Raw genomic sequence first — 15,556 nt, 5'->3', positions numbered from 1 at the left:
GACGGAATAAAAAATATAAATTCCGGTAAAATTTAGAGCAACAGATCATTTTTTTATCGGTATGAATTATTCAGGGATATACTTCTAGCTTAAGCTTTTTTCTTTATTTAGACAAAAGAAACACATAAAAAAGAGCAGATCATCCAAGATGATCTGCTCAAAATGCGGAAGATGGGAGTTGAACCCACACGAGATATACTCACACGCGCCTGAAGCGTGCGCGTCTGCCATTCCGCCACTTCCGCGCATAAATAACCTTAGCGCATTTTGAGAATTTTGGCAAGAAAAAAAATAAGTCTGTCAGCGGGGACTGACAGACAAGGAGTAAAAAATGAAAAAGTTGGGTTGTTTGTTGGGTTATTTATATAGTAACCGGAAAATATGAAAAAATTGTGATCAACCCTTAGCGTTTTAAAGAAAAAAACAGGCCAAAGGTTAAAAAAAAACTAAAATAGCACCATGAAAAAAAAAGGCCTGCCAGCGGGGACTGGCAGGCAAGGAGTAAAATGAAAAAGTTAGGGTTTGTTGGTATGAATAAACTATACCGCCCAAATGTGAAAAAAGAGTGACTAAAAAGGAACGTTTTTGTTACGATCCGTAGACCAAATCAAGGTTTTTTTCATTGAAGGTGTCTCCATGCTCCAAATCACCATATTTGAACCCCCGGTTGAACCATTCAACTCGTTGTTTTGAAGTCCCATGAGTAAAACTATCTGGTACGACATATCCTTGGTATTCCTTTTGTAACGTATCATCACCAATGGCATTAGCAGCTGTGATAGCCTCTTCGATATCACCAGCTTCTAAAATCGGTTGGCCGTTATAAGTTTTTCCTTGTAGATACTTGGCAAATGTACCGGCTAAATAATCCGCTTGTAGTTCCAATCGAACACTATATTGATTGTATTCTTTTTCAGAAACCTGTTGGCGGATCTTATCGAGTTGCTGTGTAATACCAAGTTCGTTTTGTACGTGATGACCAACTTCATGAGCAATGACATAGGCCATGGCAAAATCTCCGCTGGCCCCATACTTTTGAGAAAGTTCTGTTGCAAAGCTGAGATCCAGATAAACATTTTGATCGGCAGGGCAATAAAAGGGACCAACTTGAGAAGTTGCATTCCCACAAGCCGATTGAACACTTCCTGTAAATAAAACCAGTTTAGGATCTTGATACGTAGTCTGTTCTGCTTCAAAAACACCATTCCAATAATCTTCCAAATGGCCGAAGACGACAGCGGAGAATTCTTTTTCCTCTGTATACTCGTCTGAAGCCACATTTTCTGTTTGATAATTAGCGGCTTGTCCGCCTCCTAAAATATCTGTGACGGAGTTTAAATCACCCCCACTGAATAGAAAAAAGAGGACTGCGATAACAATCGTACCGATACCACCGCCGGCCATTATTTTTCCTCCTGAACCTGCGGAACGACCAGAGCGGTCTTCCACATTGGAACTTTGTCTACCCCCACGCCATTTCATTTTGTTTCCTCCTCATTTGACTGTTTACATTTATTATAAGAGAAAACGAGGAAGATGAGAAAAGTTTGGCTTGCTTGAAGCGATTTTGCGGAACAAACGACCGATATTGCTATCAAGGGAAAGGGTGTGCACACCTTTTAATCATTTTTTAATCTAACAATTGGTCTTCATATTTGTTAAGGTATCACTAGAATAAAGGTAGAGGGTGAGCAAATGAAAAACAATTATTCTTTGATCGAAGACCGACGCATGCAAATTTTTAAGCGGCTGATCAATGGGGAGCACTTGAGTTACCAGCAACTTTCTGATGAGTATTATGTTTCTAGGAGCAGTATCGCCAAGGATATCGCTTATCTAAAAACACTGTTTGTCAAAGAAAATTTACTGTTGCGTTTTGATAATTCAGGCACTTATTTTCAAGGAAGCGAGTCACAAATCCAACGAATGTTGAAGCGATTCATTCTCCTTACTGTGGAGCATGGGGAGAACCTTTCTGTTCTGACAAATGTGTCATTATTTGAAAAGATAAATGCGGCTTTTCGCCATTCGATCATCGAAAAGCAAATGGAGATCCCAGAAAGCTACATCCAAAGCATCGTTGTTTCGATCTTGCTGATTGTCGAGCGCTCGAATCAGGCAAATCAGCTGGATATAGAAGAGAAGCGCCAATTTGGAAAATTGTTTTTGGAATTTGACAAGTATCCGTTGATTTATGAATTGTTGAAAGAAATTGAAGAACAAGAAATCTACCATTTTTCATCGAAAGAAGTTCAGTACCTAACCTATCTCATTGTAGGTAGTGGCTTACGTTTTTTTATGAAGAACGAATCGATTCCGTTCTCTTTTCGAGGGAAAGTCAGAAATCTGATTCAGAAAGTCAGTGAAGGCATCCAGATCGATTTGACACAGGATAGTCGCTTAGAAGAAGATTTGACGATTCATTTGTACCAGCTGTTTTTACGCATTGAGGCCCAAACTACTGTAGTCAATCCATTGCTAGATGAGATCAAACAGCATTATCCGGCGTTGTATGGGGTCGTTTGGTTCTCTTTGAACGACTTTCTAAAGGCCTACCATATTGGAATATCTGAGGATGAAATCGGGTTTGTTTCGATTCACTTTCAAGCTGCAGTAGAACGGATGCGGCAATTGAATAAAATCGTCTTTGTTTGTCCGAACGGTGTTGGCACCAGTTCATTTATTTCTGCCAAGATTCGTCGAATATTGCCTAATGTCGATAGTATTGAAACCGCTTCTGTCGCTAAGCTCAAAGAGATGGATATTTCTGCCATCGATTTCATTATTTCCACGATCGATTTACCTGATGTTTCCAAACCAGTCGTCCGCATCTCGCCGATGGTGACCAATCGAGACATGAAGCGGATCATGAATCACTATATCGATTTGATTATTGATAATGAACCGATTGCGGATAAGGTGAAAATCCTGCAAGATACACGGATGTTGATTGCACCGAAGATTTATTTTGAACGATTTGAGACCAAAGAACAAGCACTGGATTTTCTGATCAGTCAAAATGACTTTTCGTCGGAAAATCAGCGTACGGACTTTCAGCGTTCCGTCTTAGAACGAGAAGCATTGCAGTCGACCTATTTAGATAACGGTTTTGCCATACCTCATGGCAATCCTGAGTTTGTTTCAAAAACGACCTTTTCTGTATTGATTTTGGATCGTCCTGTTGATTGGGGCAACCAAAAAGTCGATATCATCGTGTTACTAATGATACGAGAAGATGAGGCCCAAGAAGTAGAACCTGTCATGAAGTTGATCATGCAAGGGATCGAAGACAAAGAATGGTTCATTTCAAAAATGTTGGAGGTAAAATCATGATCAATTTAAAAAAATTACTGCCTGAGGATCATATCGAGACCACGAATCAAATCCTCACTTGGCAAGAAGCAGTTCAATTGGCGAGTCAGCCGCTATTAAATGAAAAAGCCATCGATCAACAATATGTCGCTAATATGATCCATAGCGTTGAGGAGAATGGCCCGTATATGGTATTGGCTGATTACTTTGCATTGATGCATGCTCGTCCGGGGGAAGGTGTCTTTCATCAAGGGATGAGTTTGCTAGTGACTAAAAACGAAATCGATTTAGCTGGCAAGTCGGTCCGTATTTTCCTTGTTTTAGCTGCAAAAGACAATCAAAGTCATTTGGAAAGTTTGCAGGAAATCATGGAAGTGTTTATGGATCAGGAAAAGTATCAACTTATTTTGAATGGTGACAAAGAACAGATTTGCCAATTATTCCAATAGGAGGAAAAGAAGATGAAAATTTTAGCTGTGTGTGGATTTGGTGTTGGAAGTTCAATGGTGTTAAAGATGACGATCGATAAGGTGATTAAGGAGCTGGGGCTGAAGGCGACTGCTGAGAATACGGATTTGTCTACTGCAAAAGCAACTCCTGCAGATGTTTATTTTACAAGCCACGAATTATTGAATGATTTGCAAGCTTCCGTCAAAGCACCTGTCTATCCCATCAAAAAATATATGGATGTCGCTGAAGTCAAAATGCAAATGGAAAAGTTTTTAGCTGAAAGAGAGGGATAATCATGAGTTTTGTCACAGATCATATTTTAAAGAATCCGCCAGTATTGCTCGGACTGATTGCAATGATCGGGTTGATCGTGCAACGAAAACCTTTTGCCGAAGTGGTGAAAGGCTCGTTGACAGCAGCCTTTGGGATGGTAGCATTGACCGCAGGGGTCAATATGCTGACGGGAACGATCGCACCAATCAACACAGCGGTTCAGACACAGTTGGGGGTTCAAGTAGCCGATGGTCTTTCTGATGTGACCTTCACAGCAGAATACGGGGGAACTGTTGGGTTAGCTATGTTTTTTGGATTGATCTTGCACTTATTGATTGCTCGTTTTACACCAGTTAAGACGATTTTCTTGACGGGTCATATGTTATGGTGGTTCCCATTTGTGATCGTTGCTGGTGGGGTTGAAGGTGGAATGTCGGGGATTCCATTATTGATTTTAGGAGCTGTTTTATCTGCTTGTTATTGGTCATTTATGCCTTGGATCATGCGGAAATATGTTTGGGATGCCACTGGCGATGATTCGTTCTTGATTGGACATCCTACAGGGATCTTATCGATGGTGTCCGGCTTCGTGGCAAAACGAGTAGGAAACAAAGAAAAATCGACAGAAGATTTAAAAGTGCCAGAAAACCTGTCCTTTTTCCGTGAGATTTCCATTACAGGTGCCTTGGTGATGTTTTTGATGAATATTGTTGTAGGAATTATCGCACCAGTTCTTGTCCCAGAAGGTGGGAATCTGGTCATGTTTGCTGTTCAAGCAGGCTTGAACTTTGGCGCAGGACTCTTGATCATGCTTTATGGGGTCCGCCTATTGATCAACCAAATTATTCCAGCTTTCCAAGGGATTGCTGAAAAAGTCGTCCCTGGAGCCAAACCAGCTTTTGATGTACCGATCCTATTCAATTATCGTCCGAATGCCGTGATTATTGGTTTTATCGTAGCTATGATCACCTCAACGATCCTTGTGATCATTGTCAATACGACGAATGTTTTTGGAATCTTGATCGTACCATTAGTTATCACCAGTTTCTTTGAATGTGGCGGCGCAGCAGTTATTGGAGAAGGACAAGGCGGCTTGCGTGGCGCAGTCATTGGTACCATTGCCGCATCATTTGTGATGGTCTTGTTAGTTGGTGTATCTGCCGTTCTATTCAGCACAACGATTCAAAACTGGATTCTGATCTTTGGTGGCAATGACTTATCACTTTGGGGAATCATTGGTCGTGGTCTCGGCAGTCTATTTGGGGGAATTTAATATGTATCAATATGTTGATAAAATTCATGCATTACTAGAAACCGTTGAAAAAAAGGAACAGCATGCAATCGATGAGGCAATTCGTCTCTTGACTACAGCAAATCTAGAAAAGCATTCGATTTATATTTTTGGGGCTAGTCATGCGGGGATCTTGGCAGAAGAAATGTACTATCGCGCGGGAGGGATGATGACGATCAATGCGATCTTTGGACGAGAACTGATGTTGGATCGCAGTCCCATCACCTTTACTAGCAAAATGGAACGACTAGAAGGCTACGGCACCGCATTAGCGGAAATCCAGCCGTTCAAAGAAGGAGACGTGCTGATTTTACACTCAGTTTCAGGTCGTAATCCTGTCATAATCGATTTAGCACTAGCGGCAAAAGAAAAAGGCGTCAAAATTATCGCTTTAACAAACAAAACGTATTCGCAATCAGTCACTAGCCGCCATTCTTCGGGCCTTCGTCTGTTTGAAGTCGCTGATCTTGTAATCGATAATCATGGAGAAATTGGTGATGCAGGTTGTCAGATTAAGGGGATGGATCAAAAAGTGGGGCCTACTTCAACGGTGATTGGCGCTACGATCCTTAATACCATTATTGTCGAAGTTTGTCAACAATTGAAACAAGCAGGAATCGATTATCCGCCCATCTTTTATTCCGCAAATATGGATGGCGGCGATGAATTGAACCAATCATTGTTTGAACAATACAAAGAAGCCATTCATTATCAGTTGTAACGCTGATTGTACAGAAGTTTTAACTCAGAAAAAGAACTGTGAGAAAAGCATAATCCAAATGAAAACTGATCGTGTCAGAAGTTTTTACTTCTCATAAAATAGCAGCAAGACTTCAGTAGAGCCTTGCTGCTAGTAGATCTAAGGAATTCAATTGGGGCAAGTCATCTCGCAGTTCTTTTTTTGTGACCATTCCAATTCCTATAATTGATGTGAGCCTATGAAATCCCTCAGGAGCTTTGTGCTGTCTCACTTTACTCAAATTCTTCATATACATTCGGATCTTGACCTTCAATACGTCCATCTTCTTTGTTCAAGCGATTGATTGCATTGATTTCTTCTTCAGTCAGTTCAAAGTCAAAAATAGCTAAGTTTTCTCGCTGATGGCTCAGGTTTCGGGATTTTGGTAGTGGTAGAATCCCGCGATCGACGTGCCAGCGTAAGATGACTTGACCCGCAGATTTTTGATATTTATTTGTTAGATCAGTGATGATGGATTCTTTGAGCGCCGCGCTGCCGCGGCCTAATGGACTCCATGCTTCAGTAATGATCCCACGTTTTCTGTTTTCTGCTACCATTTGTTCTTGGACCCAGTAAGGATGGATCTCGATTTGATTGATGGCTGGAGTGACACCAGTTGCCTCAATAATGGCATCTAAATGTTCAGGTTCAAAGTTAGATACACCAATAGAACGAATCAAACCTAATTTTTGCGCAGTCACTAACGCCTGCCACGCTTCAATGTACTTGCCGCGTTTAGGCAGTGGCCAGTGGATCAAAAAGGCGTCAAAGTAATCTAATCCCATGCGCGCCAGCGATTCTTGAATACTGGTCAGTGCATCATCATATCCATGATATTTTCCTGGTAATTTTGAGGTGATATAAAACTCAGAACGAGGGGCACCGGATCGGCGAATCGCTTTACCGACGATTCCTTCATTGTCATAGTTCGTTGACGAATCAATCAAACGATAGCCATCTGCAATCGCTGCTTGCAACTGGCTTAAGCCTTCGCCACCGCGAATTTGATAGGTACCGATGCCCACGGCTGGGCGCATATTGCCGTCATTTAGTGTAAGTAAAGGTGCTTTCATATAATGATTCCTCCTTTTTCTTATACATTCTACTCTAACGCTTTTTTAGCTTTAAGGTAACCAACTTGCTCAATAAGACAAGAAAAGAGCAATGATTTCTTGTGAATGGAATCATTGCTCTTTTTATTCGTTTCGATCAATTTATTTTTCAGGTGGCGTGCCATACATTTTTGGTGTGACAGGATCTAGTTTTGGCGCTTTGCCTTCAACTTTAGGTGTAGAAAGCCATTGGTATTCACCTTCGCCATCAAGTGCTTTTCCTTTTGCCCAAGAGCCTTCTTTACTTTGATCTCCTTCAGAGAAATTGTAAAAGTCATAGGCGATGTCTAACCGTTCTTCATTACGAGGGAAAGTGCTCGGTACTAAGATTGTACCCTCTTTTTCTTCAAGTTCTTTGACAGCTTGTGCCCAAAGGTTTTGGTGATAGCTGTCCCGAGCTAATAGCACGGATAAGAGGTCTTTAACTCCACGGTCATCAATCATTTCATAGATTCGAGCGACTTGTAATCGTCCTTGTGATTCTGCATTTAAATTGGCACGGAAGTCTGCCAGTAAATTACCGCTGGCAATGATGTAAGCGCCACTCCATGGATTACCGACACTGTCAGCTGGACGTGGTCCTAAGCCAGCAACGATCGCATGTTGTGGATTCATTCCAGAGATAATTGCGCCAATTGCTGGGTCTTTTTTCATTGCGGCTTCTTGATCTTCTACCGGTGCACCTTCTAATAAACGAGCAACCATTGTAGCAAGCATTTCAACGTGTCCAATTTCTTCTGTCGCAATGTCCATCAACATATCTTTGTACTTTTCTTCTCCACGGCAGCTCCAACCTTGGAAGAGATACTGCATTGCTACACTCATTTCGCCATACTGGCCACCGATCAATTCTTGAAGATACTTCGCAATTAATGGATTTGGTTTGTCTGGTTTTGCTTCGAACTGTAGTTCTTTCTGATGTAGAAATATAGTTGTCCTCCTCTAAAATGATTTTTATTGGGCCCAAAAATATTCTCTCACGTTTATTTAGAATGGTCTAATCAAACGCTTGCTTTATTTCCGTATTAATAAAAACCGTTGAAATAGCGCTTTTTCTTGACAAAAAGCAGTCGCCATTAGATAGTTGAAGAGAAGTGAAGGAGTTAAAGGAGAGAGGCAAAATGTATTCGTACTATAAAATCGAACAGAACCAAATCAGAGAATCATCCGAAGAAGACTATAATTGGTTGGTAGTCAAACATGGAAATGAAGAAGAAAAAAAAGAGCTGCTGACACTTTTTGATTTACCGGAAGATATTTTTATTGGCTCCGATGAACCAGAGGAAGTTTCTCGATTAGAACATTTACGAGACACTAAATTAAACAATCCGTTTCTTTATACATTGATCGATCTTTCTTCAAATCATCAAGAACGCATTGAAAAACGCCTTGAACCTGTCACATTTATTCTTTCCAAAGGATTGATGATCACCTATGTCTCTAGAGAATCGAATCTCGTTGAGCGATTGATCGAGAAACATGGAAATGAGCTTCGACATTTTGAGGATATCATTGCTTTTGCCACATTAATGATCTATACCCACTTTATCAATGGGTTGAAAGAGATTAAAAAGCAAATCGACCAATTGGATGCGGCTGCCCGTAAAACAACCGAAAATAATGAACTATTTAATCTGGCAGACACAGAACGAGATATGGTTTATTTGGATCACACATTGAAAGATCAGAATCTTACAGTGAATCACTTGATGGAACGAAAAGAGTTTTTAGACAAACTAGATAATGAATCGTTAGTTTACGACATTAAACTGCGACAGAAATTTGCCAACAAGCTTGTCACGATCTATCGCGATTTATTGGAAACCATCGGTGGTCTATTCTCGGATATGATGGACAATAATTTGAACCATTTGATGAAATATTTAGATTCAGCAGCATTAGTGGTTGCAGTGCCATCATTAATTGCTGGACTTTGGGGGATCAACACTGGCGGACTGCCTGGGAAGGATAACACGATAGGAACGATTCTAGTCTTTGGGTTAGCTGTCTTAGTAGGCATCCTTACTGCTGTCTATCTTTCAAAGAAAGACTTTTCAAAAACAAAATAAAAAAGCAACTTTGTCTAGCATTGAACGCTGGGCAAAGTTGCTTTTTTTCGTGACTTCACAATCGCGAAGACTGTCCAATAAGCAGAGGGGAGAAGCGAGAAATGAAAAATATTAAGAAGAAAGGCCGGGGTACAATCCGAACAATTTATTTTTTACTTTACTCGCTATTGCATACGCTCACTTCTATCGCTGCTTTTTCTCATAATCCTTTTACATAGTGAGGGGAAGCAGGTTTCAAATACAAAAGGCAGAATCAAAGGAATGCCAATTGTTTTGATGTTTCATCAGAAGGATGTAGTGAATGAGGTGTGTACGACAATCTGGTTTCTTTGATTGCTTTTATTCATAGGGAAGATGACGGTTGAAAGCAGACAATGAAAGAAAATCGTACATAGTCTAGGTACCCTTTATCAGAAAATAACTTTTTGCTGATCAAAACGATTTCAAAGAGCTGCGGCAGTTTTTTTGACCTCTTGCAGTGAGTGTTAACGATTCCAAAAAAGTTGATTTATCCTTAATATAACAACGTTTTAAATTTTTTTTGTTTTTCTAAGAGCAAAATTTTTGTGTATTTTTAAGAAGAAGCGTAACATAATATGTGTAATAAATATTTCACAGAAAGAAGGAGAAAATTATGCATTGGTTATGGGTATTAATCGTAGGAGCTATTATCGGTTTGATTGCCGGAGCAATTACAAATAAAGGTGGATCAATGGGATGGATCGCTAACATCGTTGCAGGTTTAGTTGGTTCAGCAATTGGACAAGCATTGTTAGGTAGCTGGGGTCCTCAATTAGCAGGAATGGCTTTGATTCCTTCTATCATTGGTGCGATCATCGTTGTTGCTGTAGTATCATTTTTCTTGGGACGTTCAAGAGGTTAATCGTCAAATATATCAGCAATTTTACCTATTATCTTAAGGAGCAGCTTTTCGCTGCTTCTCTTTTTGTATAGACAAACTGCTTCTATCACTGATCGTCGATGTTGTCTAACTGATGTCGTCGAATGCAAGCATTACCTTTGTCAGATTAAAAAATACTCGTTACACTTAATATAGAAAGACGAAAGAAAGGATGATCTCAATGAAAAAAATGTACGAAACAGCAATGATCAATCGTGGAGGCCGTGATGGCGAGGTCGAGGCACCAAACGGAAGTATGCACATGAAGATCGACCGCCCAGGAATCCATAGTGAAGGGACAAATCCGGAACAACTATTTGCGGCTGGATACGCATCTTGCTTCAACGGCGCGGTTCAACACATGCTGGAAGAAAATAATCTTGAGTCTGATTCTGAAGTCAAAGCACGGGTATCTTTATTTCAATTAGAAGATGGGGGCTACCAAATCGGGGTTGTTTTAGAAGTTTCTTTGCCAGGACTTGAGAAGGACCAAGCAGAGAAAATCGCAGAAGAAGCCCACGCATTTTGCCCATACTCTAAAGCAACAAGAGGCAATATTGATGTGGAAGTGACTATAGTAGAATAAGGGATTCTTAATGTTACTATAAATGAGATTATGAAAGATCCTATAAAGAAACGCTAGTAAAAGAAACATGTAGATACTGTAATTAATAGCGGTATATGTACGATTGATCGAATAGAACAAGGAGGCAAACAAATGACTCAGCGGGTAGCAATAATGATTTTAGTGTTGCTGGTCATTGGCCTCCTTGTTTACTATGTCCTAAAGTTTAAGCATTGGAAGCAGCAACGGATACATCAGGATATTGAAAAAAAGTTAAAACGGTATCCTATTGTTCAAGCAGCTTGGGAAAAGGCTGAAGCAAAACAATATAACATTCCTGGATTAACAGAAACAAGAATGGTGGTGCCGGAAACCGGCGAAAATGAGGTTTGTCAATGGATGACGCCGCAAGGGTTGGCTTTTTCTCAAGATTTTGTGTTTATTTCTGCCTACTGCTATGACCATCAGCATCATTCTATTATTCATGTACTGGATAGAGAAACAGGACAGCCGATCAAACTGCTGATTTTACCTAAACGGCCACATGTAGGGGGCTTAGTATATGATACAAAACGGGAACTTTTATGGTTGACAATCACAGGATCTGCTACTGGACGAGTAGCCGCTTTACGTTTGATCGATATCTTAGCAGATACATCTGAAGAGACGGGACAGCCAATCGCTTATTGGCTGACAACTGATCTCTTAGAGATTCCACAAGCATCGTATTTGACTCAAAACAATGATCAACTGGTATCTGGCAACTTCACACTAAAAGGTGAAGGACAGTTGACTTTCTATCTATTGCCGACGATAGCTGAAAAGAAAACAGCAATTCGCCGCAAAGACAAAATCCAACCAACCGTGACAATGAGCAGAAAAACATCTGATAAGATTCAAGGTGTGGCTTTTTATGGCCATTATCTCTTAGCCAGTCGTTCTTATGGTCCTTATACCTCGGAACTCTTAGTGTCCGAGCGGGACTCTCCTAGCCGGATCCTAAAACGAATCAAATTTCCACCGTATTTGGAACAAATCGTTGTTTTAGAAGATCGTCTAGCAGTATTGTTTGAAAGTGGCGCCGCAGCGTATCGCGAGAAAGCCAATCCTGTGTTAGCCAATGTTTTATTACTAGACTTAGCAACGTTGCTTCATGCAAATAAACGTCCCAAAAAGATTGCCGCAACTAAAAAATAGTCGGACAACTCAAGATGATCACTGTTGTTCATAAAGAACGACAAGAAAAATCATCTAGCGATGTTCGACTATTTTATGAGTTTGAATCATTGAGCGTCTGTTGTATAGCAATGCGTATTAATCAATGATCGATCGTTGAATATCCAAAACAGTTCCTGTTTTCGCATCTGCTAAAAATTCGTAAGTGATCAGTTGTCCGTCTTCGGTTCGAGTAATACCGCCGGTATATCCTTGAGATGTCACTGCAAATTTACGAAGGGGTTGCTTCTCAAAATTGATCCAGGAACCTTCGATCGGACCTTCTTTTAAAAATGCTGCTTTGATTTGATCGAGGACGTCATCTGCATTCATCGATTGTTTTTTCTTCATCCATAATGTCGAGAAGATCCCGCCTGCAAAACCGACACCCACGCCGATGGCCAGGCCGTTTTTAAAATAATTGAATGGACGTTCATTGATCATAAATGTTGTGCCTCCTTGAAGACTTCTCCTATCCTGTTAAGGAATAAACGGAAATCCTTTTGTCTGTTTAGATTATTTTACCATAGTTTAGAATTTTTCTATAAGAAAAGAACCAGAATGAGTAATTTGCGTTATAATAAATATAGATTTGCAAGAGGAGGGAAGGCTTGTTTCGATTCAAGCCGAAAAAAGTATGGAAGAAAAAACGTTTCAACGAATCAAAGAATTAACAGAATTGCAAGGAACTAGTGGATTTGAACAGGATGTTCGGGCCTATATGCGGGAAGCGATGACTCCATTAGTGGACGAAATCCAACAAGATGGACTTGGCGGGATCTTCGGATTACGTCATCATTCAGATGCAGATGCACCACGCGTTATGCTAGCTGCTCATATGGACGAAGTTGGATTCATGTTGACACAAATCACCGAACGCGGGTTATTTAAAGTGACACCTCTTGGCGGTTGGAACCCTTATGTCGTTTCAGCACAACGCTTCACTTTAAAAACTGCGAAAGGCAACTATCCATGTATTTCTTCATCAGTGCCCCCACATTTACTACGTGGAACAGCTGGACAAAAAGCAGTAGAAGTAACGGACATTCTGTTCGATGCTGGTTTTGATTCTAAAGAAGAAGCGGAAAGTTTTGGCGTACGACCAGGTGACACCATCGTACCTCAAGTAGAAACAATCAAGACAGCGAATGGCAAAAACATTATTTCAAAAGCTTGGGATAATCGTTATGGCTGTACGGTTGTATTAGAAGCATTGGAAGCATTGAAAGAAGAACAACTGGGTCATACATTGATTGCTGGTGCCAATGTGCAAGAAGAAGTTGGCTTACGTGGTTCAAAACCTTCTGTCACGAAATTCCAACCAGATCTATTCTTCGCTGTTGACTGTTCACCAGCTGATGATACAGTGACGAAGAATGGGACTTTTGGGCATTTAGGTGAAGGTACACTGATGCGTATCTATGATCCAGGAATGATCATGTTGCCTCGGATGAAAGAATTCTTGCTGGACACAGCAGAAACAAACAATATCCCTTACCAATACTTTGTGTCTAAAGGCGGTACGGATGCTGGTGCAGCTCATATGGCCAATGAAGGAATTCCAAGTTCTGTGATTGGTGTACCAGGACGTTATATCCATACCCATCAAACACTATTCAGCATCGCTGACTTTGATGCTGCGAGAGAAATGGTGATCCAAGTCTTGAAAGGTTTGGATAAATCAACAGTTGCTACAATTGTAGAAGGAAAATAAAAATTAAGAGCTGTGATACGACTCAACGCTAGATCAGACCTATTTGGTTCAATTTTTGATCTGTTATTGTAACTGTTTACGATAATCAGGAAATGGGACAACTAGGGTGCTGTTTTCAGTGACTAGCATGGGCGTGTTCACAGCTCTTTTGCTTGTGAGTTGGTTCCCTGTTTTAAAAGGTGTATAATTTGATTAGAGAAAAGAAAGTGGTGAGCGTGTGATTGTTCCAAAAAATTTAGAAGAATTGGCAACATATGTCGAAAAAGGAAAGAATGTCTTCTTTTTTACAGCAGACTGGTGTGGGGATTGCCGTTATATTAAACCGCAATTGCCTGAGATCGAGGCAGATTTCCCTGAATTTCAATTTGTTGAAGTTGATCGTGATGCTTATATGGATGTGGCTGTGGAATGGAATATCTTTGGAATTCCAAGTCTTGTAGTGATCGAAGACGGCAAAGAACTTGGTCGTTTAGTCAACAAAGATCGAAAAACAAAAGCAGAAATCGAATCTTTCTTATCAAGTCTAAATTAAACTTTCGAGGTGAAAAACATGAGTGGGCAAAGATATCAAAATATTTTAGTAGGTGTCGATGGCTCCGACCAAGCCAATGAAGCGTTCAAAAAAGCAGTTGAAGTGGCACGACGCAATCAGGGGAAAGTCTATGTAGCGAATATCATCGATCAGCAGATCCCCACGATGATGGGATATGCTCCTTTAGATACAACGATCATTGAGCAGGAAAAGGATACTGCCCAAGAATTAATCGAATCCTGTAAACAATATGGTAAATCCGTTAATTTTGATTTGATCGAAGGGATCATTGCTTACGGCTCTGCGAAAGAAGCAATGGCCAAACAGTTACCAGAAAAATATGGGATTGATTTGATCATGGTAGGCCAATCCGGACTGAATGCAGTTGAGCGGTTTATCACCGGGAGTGTAGCGAGTTATATTATTCGCGAAGCGAAATGTGATGTGTTGGTTGTCTCTCCTAGCGAAGAATAAGCAAAAGACAAAGCTGTGACAGAAGATACAGAGACAGGAAAAAAGAGCAAGCGAGTGCTTTTTCATTCACTAGCTTCCTGTTGGTCTGATTTCTGTCGCAGTTTTTTTATGGATTGGGAAGTGCAGCGATTGTAAACTAAGAAAATTCCCATGACGAACAGACAAAAATTTGTTAAGATTATGGGCGGAATAAGTAAGAGGAGGAAGACAAGTGATTTTTTCATACAACAAAGAATATGTGGGCGATACTTTGATCGTGATCACAGCAGATGATAAAGGGCTGGAACAAACGGCTGTACGAAAAGGAAATGTCGCTCAAATCAAAAATGAAGAAGGTACGATCGTAGGTTGGAACTTCTTTCACATTTCTGATACAGTTGCCATTGAAGGAAACGGACAAGTAGTTTTGACGAAACAACAAGTGGAAACTTTGAACCGATTGATCACAGAAGCTGGCTTTACGGAGCAATTGGCAATTGATTTAGAGCCGAAAATCGTTGTGGGTTATGTCAAAACATGTGAACCACATCCAGATAGTGATCATTTATCTGTAACGGAAACAGAAGTTGGAGAAGGCGAGGTCCTGCAAATCGTTTGTGGTGCTGCCAATATTCGCAAAGGATTGAAAGTCGTTGTTGCTAAACCAGGGGCAATGATGCCGGATGGGTTATTGATCTGGCCAGGAACGCTTCGTGGCGTCGATAGCTACGGCATGATCTGTTCTGCTCGTGAACTGCATTTAGCAAATGCACCATTGAAAAAAGGAATTCTTGAATTACCACAAGATGCCGTTGTTGGTGAAGCTTTTCCAGTTGGAAAATAATAAAAAAGATCGGCTCTTTGTCAATAAGGACTGATGGGTTGTACAAAATCAAATCTGGGTCAGAATGAACCTCATTCTGGCTCAGA

The 15,556-nt window shown here is 40.6% G+C and carries 17 protein-coding genes and 1 tRNA gene; 13 read left to right on the top strand and 5 right to left on the bottom strand.

The window, feature by feature from the left end; genetic code table 11:
• Nucleotides 1–163: 163 nt before the first annotated feature.
• Both AB5Z52_RS13070 and AB5Z52_RS13065 read right to left on the bottom strand, forming a co-directional pair.
• Nucleotides 164–245 (bottom strand) — tRNA-Leu (locus tag AB5Z52_RS13070).
• Nucleotides 246–588: 343 nt separating this feature from the next.
• Nucleotides 589–1,482, bottom strand: a complete 894-nt coding sequence (locus tag AB5Z52_RS13065) for a neutral zinc metallopeptidase (RefSeq protein WP_002316719.1) — start codon at nt 1,480–1,482, stop codon at nt 589–591.
• 213 nt (nt 1,483–1,695) lie between these two features.
• Here AB5Z52_RS13065 and AB5Z52_RS13060 point away from each other — a divergent pair, with 213 nt between their 5' ends.
• Genes AB5Z52_RS13060 through AB5Z52_RS13040 form a run of 5 tightly spaced genes read left to right on the top strand, consistent with a single transcriptional unit; the run spans nt 1,696 to nt 6,047 of the window.
• Nucleotides 1,696–3,333 carry a PRD domain-containing protein gene (locus AB5Z52_RS13060; protein ID WP_096710703.1) on the top strand — a complete coding sequence of 546 codons (1,638 nt, stop codon included), beginning with the start codon at nt 1,696–1,698 and terminating at the stop codon, nt 3,331–3,333.
• Nucleotides 3,330–3,761: a PTS sugar transporter subunit IIA gene (locus tag AB5Z52_RS13055; RefSeq protein WP_002301435.1), complete on the top strand. Its 432-nt coding sequence runs from the start codon at nt 3,330–3,332 to the stop codon at nt 3,759–3,761. Before AB5Z52_RS13060 ends, AB5Z52_RS13055 begins: the two co-directional genes overlap by 4 nt.
• A gap of 12 nt (nt 3,762–3,773) precedes the next feature.
• On the top strand, nt 3,774–4,055 hold the full coding sequence (locus tag AB5Z52_RS13050) for a PTS sugar transporter subunit IIB (RefSeq protein ID WP_002301437.1): 282 nt from the start codon (nt 3,774–3,776) through the stop codon (nt 4,053–4,055).
• A 2-nt stretch (nt 4,056–4,057) separates the two neighbouring features.
• Nucleotides 4,058–5,308, top strand: a complete 1,251-nt coding sequence (locus tag AB5Z52_RS13045; protein WP_003125789.1) for a PTS ascorbate transporter subunit IIC — start codon at nt 4,058–4,060, stop codon at nt 5,306–5,308.
• Between the two features lies 1 nt (nt 5,309).
• Nucleotides 5,310–6,047: a sugar isomerase domain-containing protein gene (locus tag AB5Z52_RS13040; protein ID WP_002301439.1), complete on the top strand. Its 738-nt coding sequence runs from the start codon at nt 5,310–5,312 to the stop codon at nt 6,045–6,047.
• Nucleotides 6,048–6,298: 251 nt separating this feature from the next.
• Here the strand turns inward: AB5Z52_RS13040 and AB5Z52_RS13035 are convergent, their stop codons facing one another.
• Together AB5Z52_RS13035 and AB5Z52_RS13030 are read right to left on the bottom strand one after the other, a co-directional pair.
• Nucleotides 6,299–7,138: an aldo/keto reductase gene (locus AB5Z52_RS13035; protein ID WP_368243807.1), complete on the bottom strand. Its 840-nt coding sequence runs from the start codon at nt 7,136–7,138 to the stop codon at nt 6,299–6,301.
• 141 nt (nt 7,139–7,279) lie between these two features.
• Complete coding sequence (locus tag AB5Z52_RS13030; protein ID WP_010723486.1) at nt 7,280–8,107, bottom strand: manganese catalase family protein; 828 nt, start codon at nt 8,105–8,107, stop codon at nt 7,280–7,282.
• A 191-nt stretch (nt 8,108–8,298) separates the two neighbouring features.
• On the opposite strand from AB5Z52_RS13030, the gene AB5Z52_RS13025 reads away from it, so the two are divergent.
• The 4 genes from AB5Z52_RS13025 (at nt 8,299) to AB5Z52_RS13010 (ending at nt 11,909) form a co-directional block, all read left to right on the top strand.
• Nucleotides 8,299–9,246, top strand: coding sequence for a magnesium transporter CorA family protein (locus AB5Z52_RS13025; protein WP_021150199.1), 948 nt, complete (start codon nt 8,299–8,301; stop codon nt 9,244–9,246).
• A gap of 634 nt (nt 9,247–9,880) precedes the next feature.
• Nucleotides 9,881–10,129: a GlsB/YeaQ/YmgE family stress response membrane protein gene (locus tag AB5Z52_RS13020; RefSeq protein WP_002292290.1), complete on the top strand. Its 249-nt coding sequence runs from the start codon at nt 9,881–9,883 to the stop codon at nt 10,127–10,129.
• Between the two features lie 199 nt (nt 10,130–10,328).
• Nucleotides 10,329–10,733, top strand: a complete 405-nt coding sequence (locus tag AB5Z52_RS13015) for an organic hydroperoxide resistance protein (protein WP_002292291.1) — start codon at nt 10,329–10,331, stop codon at nt 10,731–10,733.
• 132 nt (nt 10,734–10,865) lie between these two features.
• Nucleotides 10,866–11,909, top strand: coding sequence for a hypothetical protein (locus AB5Z52_RS13010; protein ID WP_003125821.1), 1,044 nt, complete (start codon nt 10,866–10,868; stop codon nt 11,907–11,909).
• A 117-nt stretch (nt 11,910–12,026) separates the two neighbouring features.
• On the opposite strand, the gene AB5Z52_RS13005 is transcribed toward AB5Z52_RS13010, so the two are convergent.
• Nucleotides 12,027–12,371, bottom strand: a complete 345-nt coding sequence (locus AB5Z52_RS13005) for a PepSY domain-containing protein (RefSeq protein ID WP_003125823.1) — start codon at nt 12,369–12,371, stop codon at nt 12,027–12,029.
• Between the two features lie 193 nt (nt 12,372–12,564).
• On the opposite strand from AB5Z52_RS13005, the gene pepA reads away from it, so the two are divergent.
• The 4 genes from pepA to ytpR all read left to right on the top strand — a co-directional run bounded on the left by pepA (nt 12,565) and on the right by ytpR (nt 15,470).
• The gene (pepA, locus tag AB5Z52_RS13000; protein WP_003125824.1) at nt 12,565–13,641 is read left to right on the top strand and encodes a glutamyl aminopeptidase; all 1,077 of its coding nucleotides are present in this window, start codon (nt 12,565–12,567) and stop codon (nt 13,639–13,641) included.
• Nucleotides 13,642–13,858: 217 nt separating this feature from the next.
• The gene (locus AB5Z52_RS12995; RefSeq protein WP_003125825.1) at nt 13,859–14,173 is read left to right on the top strand and encodes a thioredoxin family protein; all 315 of its coding nucleotides are present in this window, start codon (nt 13,859–13,861) and stop codon (nt 14,171–14,173) included.
• 18 nt (nt 14,174–14,191) lie between these two features.
• A complete protein-coding gene (locus AB5Z52_RS12990) occupies nt 14,192–14,647 on the top strand; it encodes a universal stress protein (protein WP_005470736.1) in 456 nt (151 codons plus the stop codon).
• Between the two features lie 211 nt (nt 14,648–14,858).
• The gene (gene ytpR, locus AB5Z52_RS12985) at nt 14,859–15,470 is read left to right on the top strand and encodes a YtpR family tRNA-binding protein (RefSeq protein ID WP_003125829.1); all 612 of its coding nucleotides are present in this window, start codon (nt 14,859–14,861) and stop codon (nt 15,468–15,470) included.
• Nucleotides 15,471–15,556 lie beyond the last annotated feature (86 nt).

The organism is Enterococcus sp. RTP21361st1_A6_RTP21361_211029 (genome assembly GCF_040910045.1).
In the GTDB taxonomy this organism is placed as follows: domain Bacteria; phylum Bacillota; class Bacilli; order Lactobacillales; family Enterococcaceae; genus Enterococcus_D; species Enterococcus_D gallinarum.
This window is presented reverse-complemented; position numbering and strand designations above follow the sequence as displayed.

Excerpts from the sequence above, each read along its gene's own strand:
- AB5Z52_RS13065 (WP_002316719.1), bottom strand. The coding sequence starts at position 1,482 with ATGAAATGGCGTGGGGGTAGACAAAGTTCCAATGTGGAAGACCGCTCT.
- AB5Z52_RS13060 (WP_096710703.1), top strand. The coding sequence starts at position 1,696 with ATGAAAAACAATTATTCTTTGATCGAAGACCGACGCATGCAAATTTTT.
- AB5Z52_RS13055 (WP_002301435.1), top strand. The coding sequence starts at position 3,330 with ATGATCAATTTAAAAAAATTACTGCCTGAGGATCATATCGAGACCACG.
- AB5Z52_RS13050 (WP_002301437.1), top strand. The coding sequence starts at position 3,774 with ATGAAAATTTTAGCTGTGTGTGGATTTGGTGTTGGAAGTTCAATGGTG.
- AB5Z52_RS13045 (WP_003125789.1), top strand. The coding sequence starts at position 4,058 with ATGAGTTTTGTCACAGATCATATTTTAAAGAATCCGCCAGTATTGCTC.
- AB5Z52_RS13040 (WP_002301439.1), top strand. The coding sequence starts at position 5,310 with ATGTATCAATATGTTGATAAAATTCATGCATTACTAGAAACCGTTGAA.
- AB5Z52_RS13035 (WP_368243807.1), bottom strand. The coding sequence starts at position 7,138 with ATGAAAGCACCTTTACTTACACTAAATGACGGCAATATGCGCCCAGCC.
- AB5Z52_RS13025 (WP_021150199.1), top strand. The coding sequence starts at position 8,299 with ATGTATTCGTACTATAAAATCGAACAGAACCAAATCAGAGAATCATCC.
- AB5Z52_RS13020 (WP_002292290.1), top strand. The coding sequence starts at position 9,881 with ATGCATTGGTTATGGGTATTAATCGTAGGAGCTATTATCGGTTTGATT.
- AB5Z52_RS13015 (WP_002292291.1), top strand. The coding sequence starts at position 10,329 with ATGAAAAAAATGTACGAAACAGCAATGATCAATCGTGGAGGCCGTGAT.
- AB5Z52_RS13010 (WP_003125821.1), top strand. The coding sequence starts at position 10,866 with ATGACTCAGCGGGTAGCAATAATGATTTTAGTGTTGCTGGTCATTGGC.
- AB5Z52_RS13005 (WP_003125823.1), bottom strand. The coding sequence starts at position 12,371 with ATGATCAATGAACGTCCATTCAATTATTTTAAAAACGGCCTGGCCATC.
- pepA (WP_003125824.1), top strand. The coding sequence starts at position 12,565 with ATGGAAGAAAAAACGTTTCAACGAATCAAAGAATTAACAGAATTGCAA.
- AB5Z52_RS12990 (WP_005470736.1), top strand. The coding sequence starts at position 14,192 with ATGAGTGGGCAAAGATATCAAAATATTTTAGTAGGTGTCGATGGCTCC.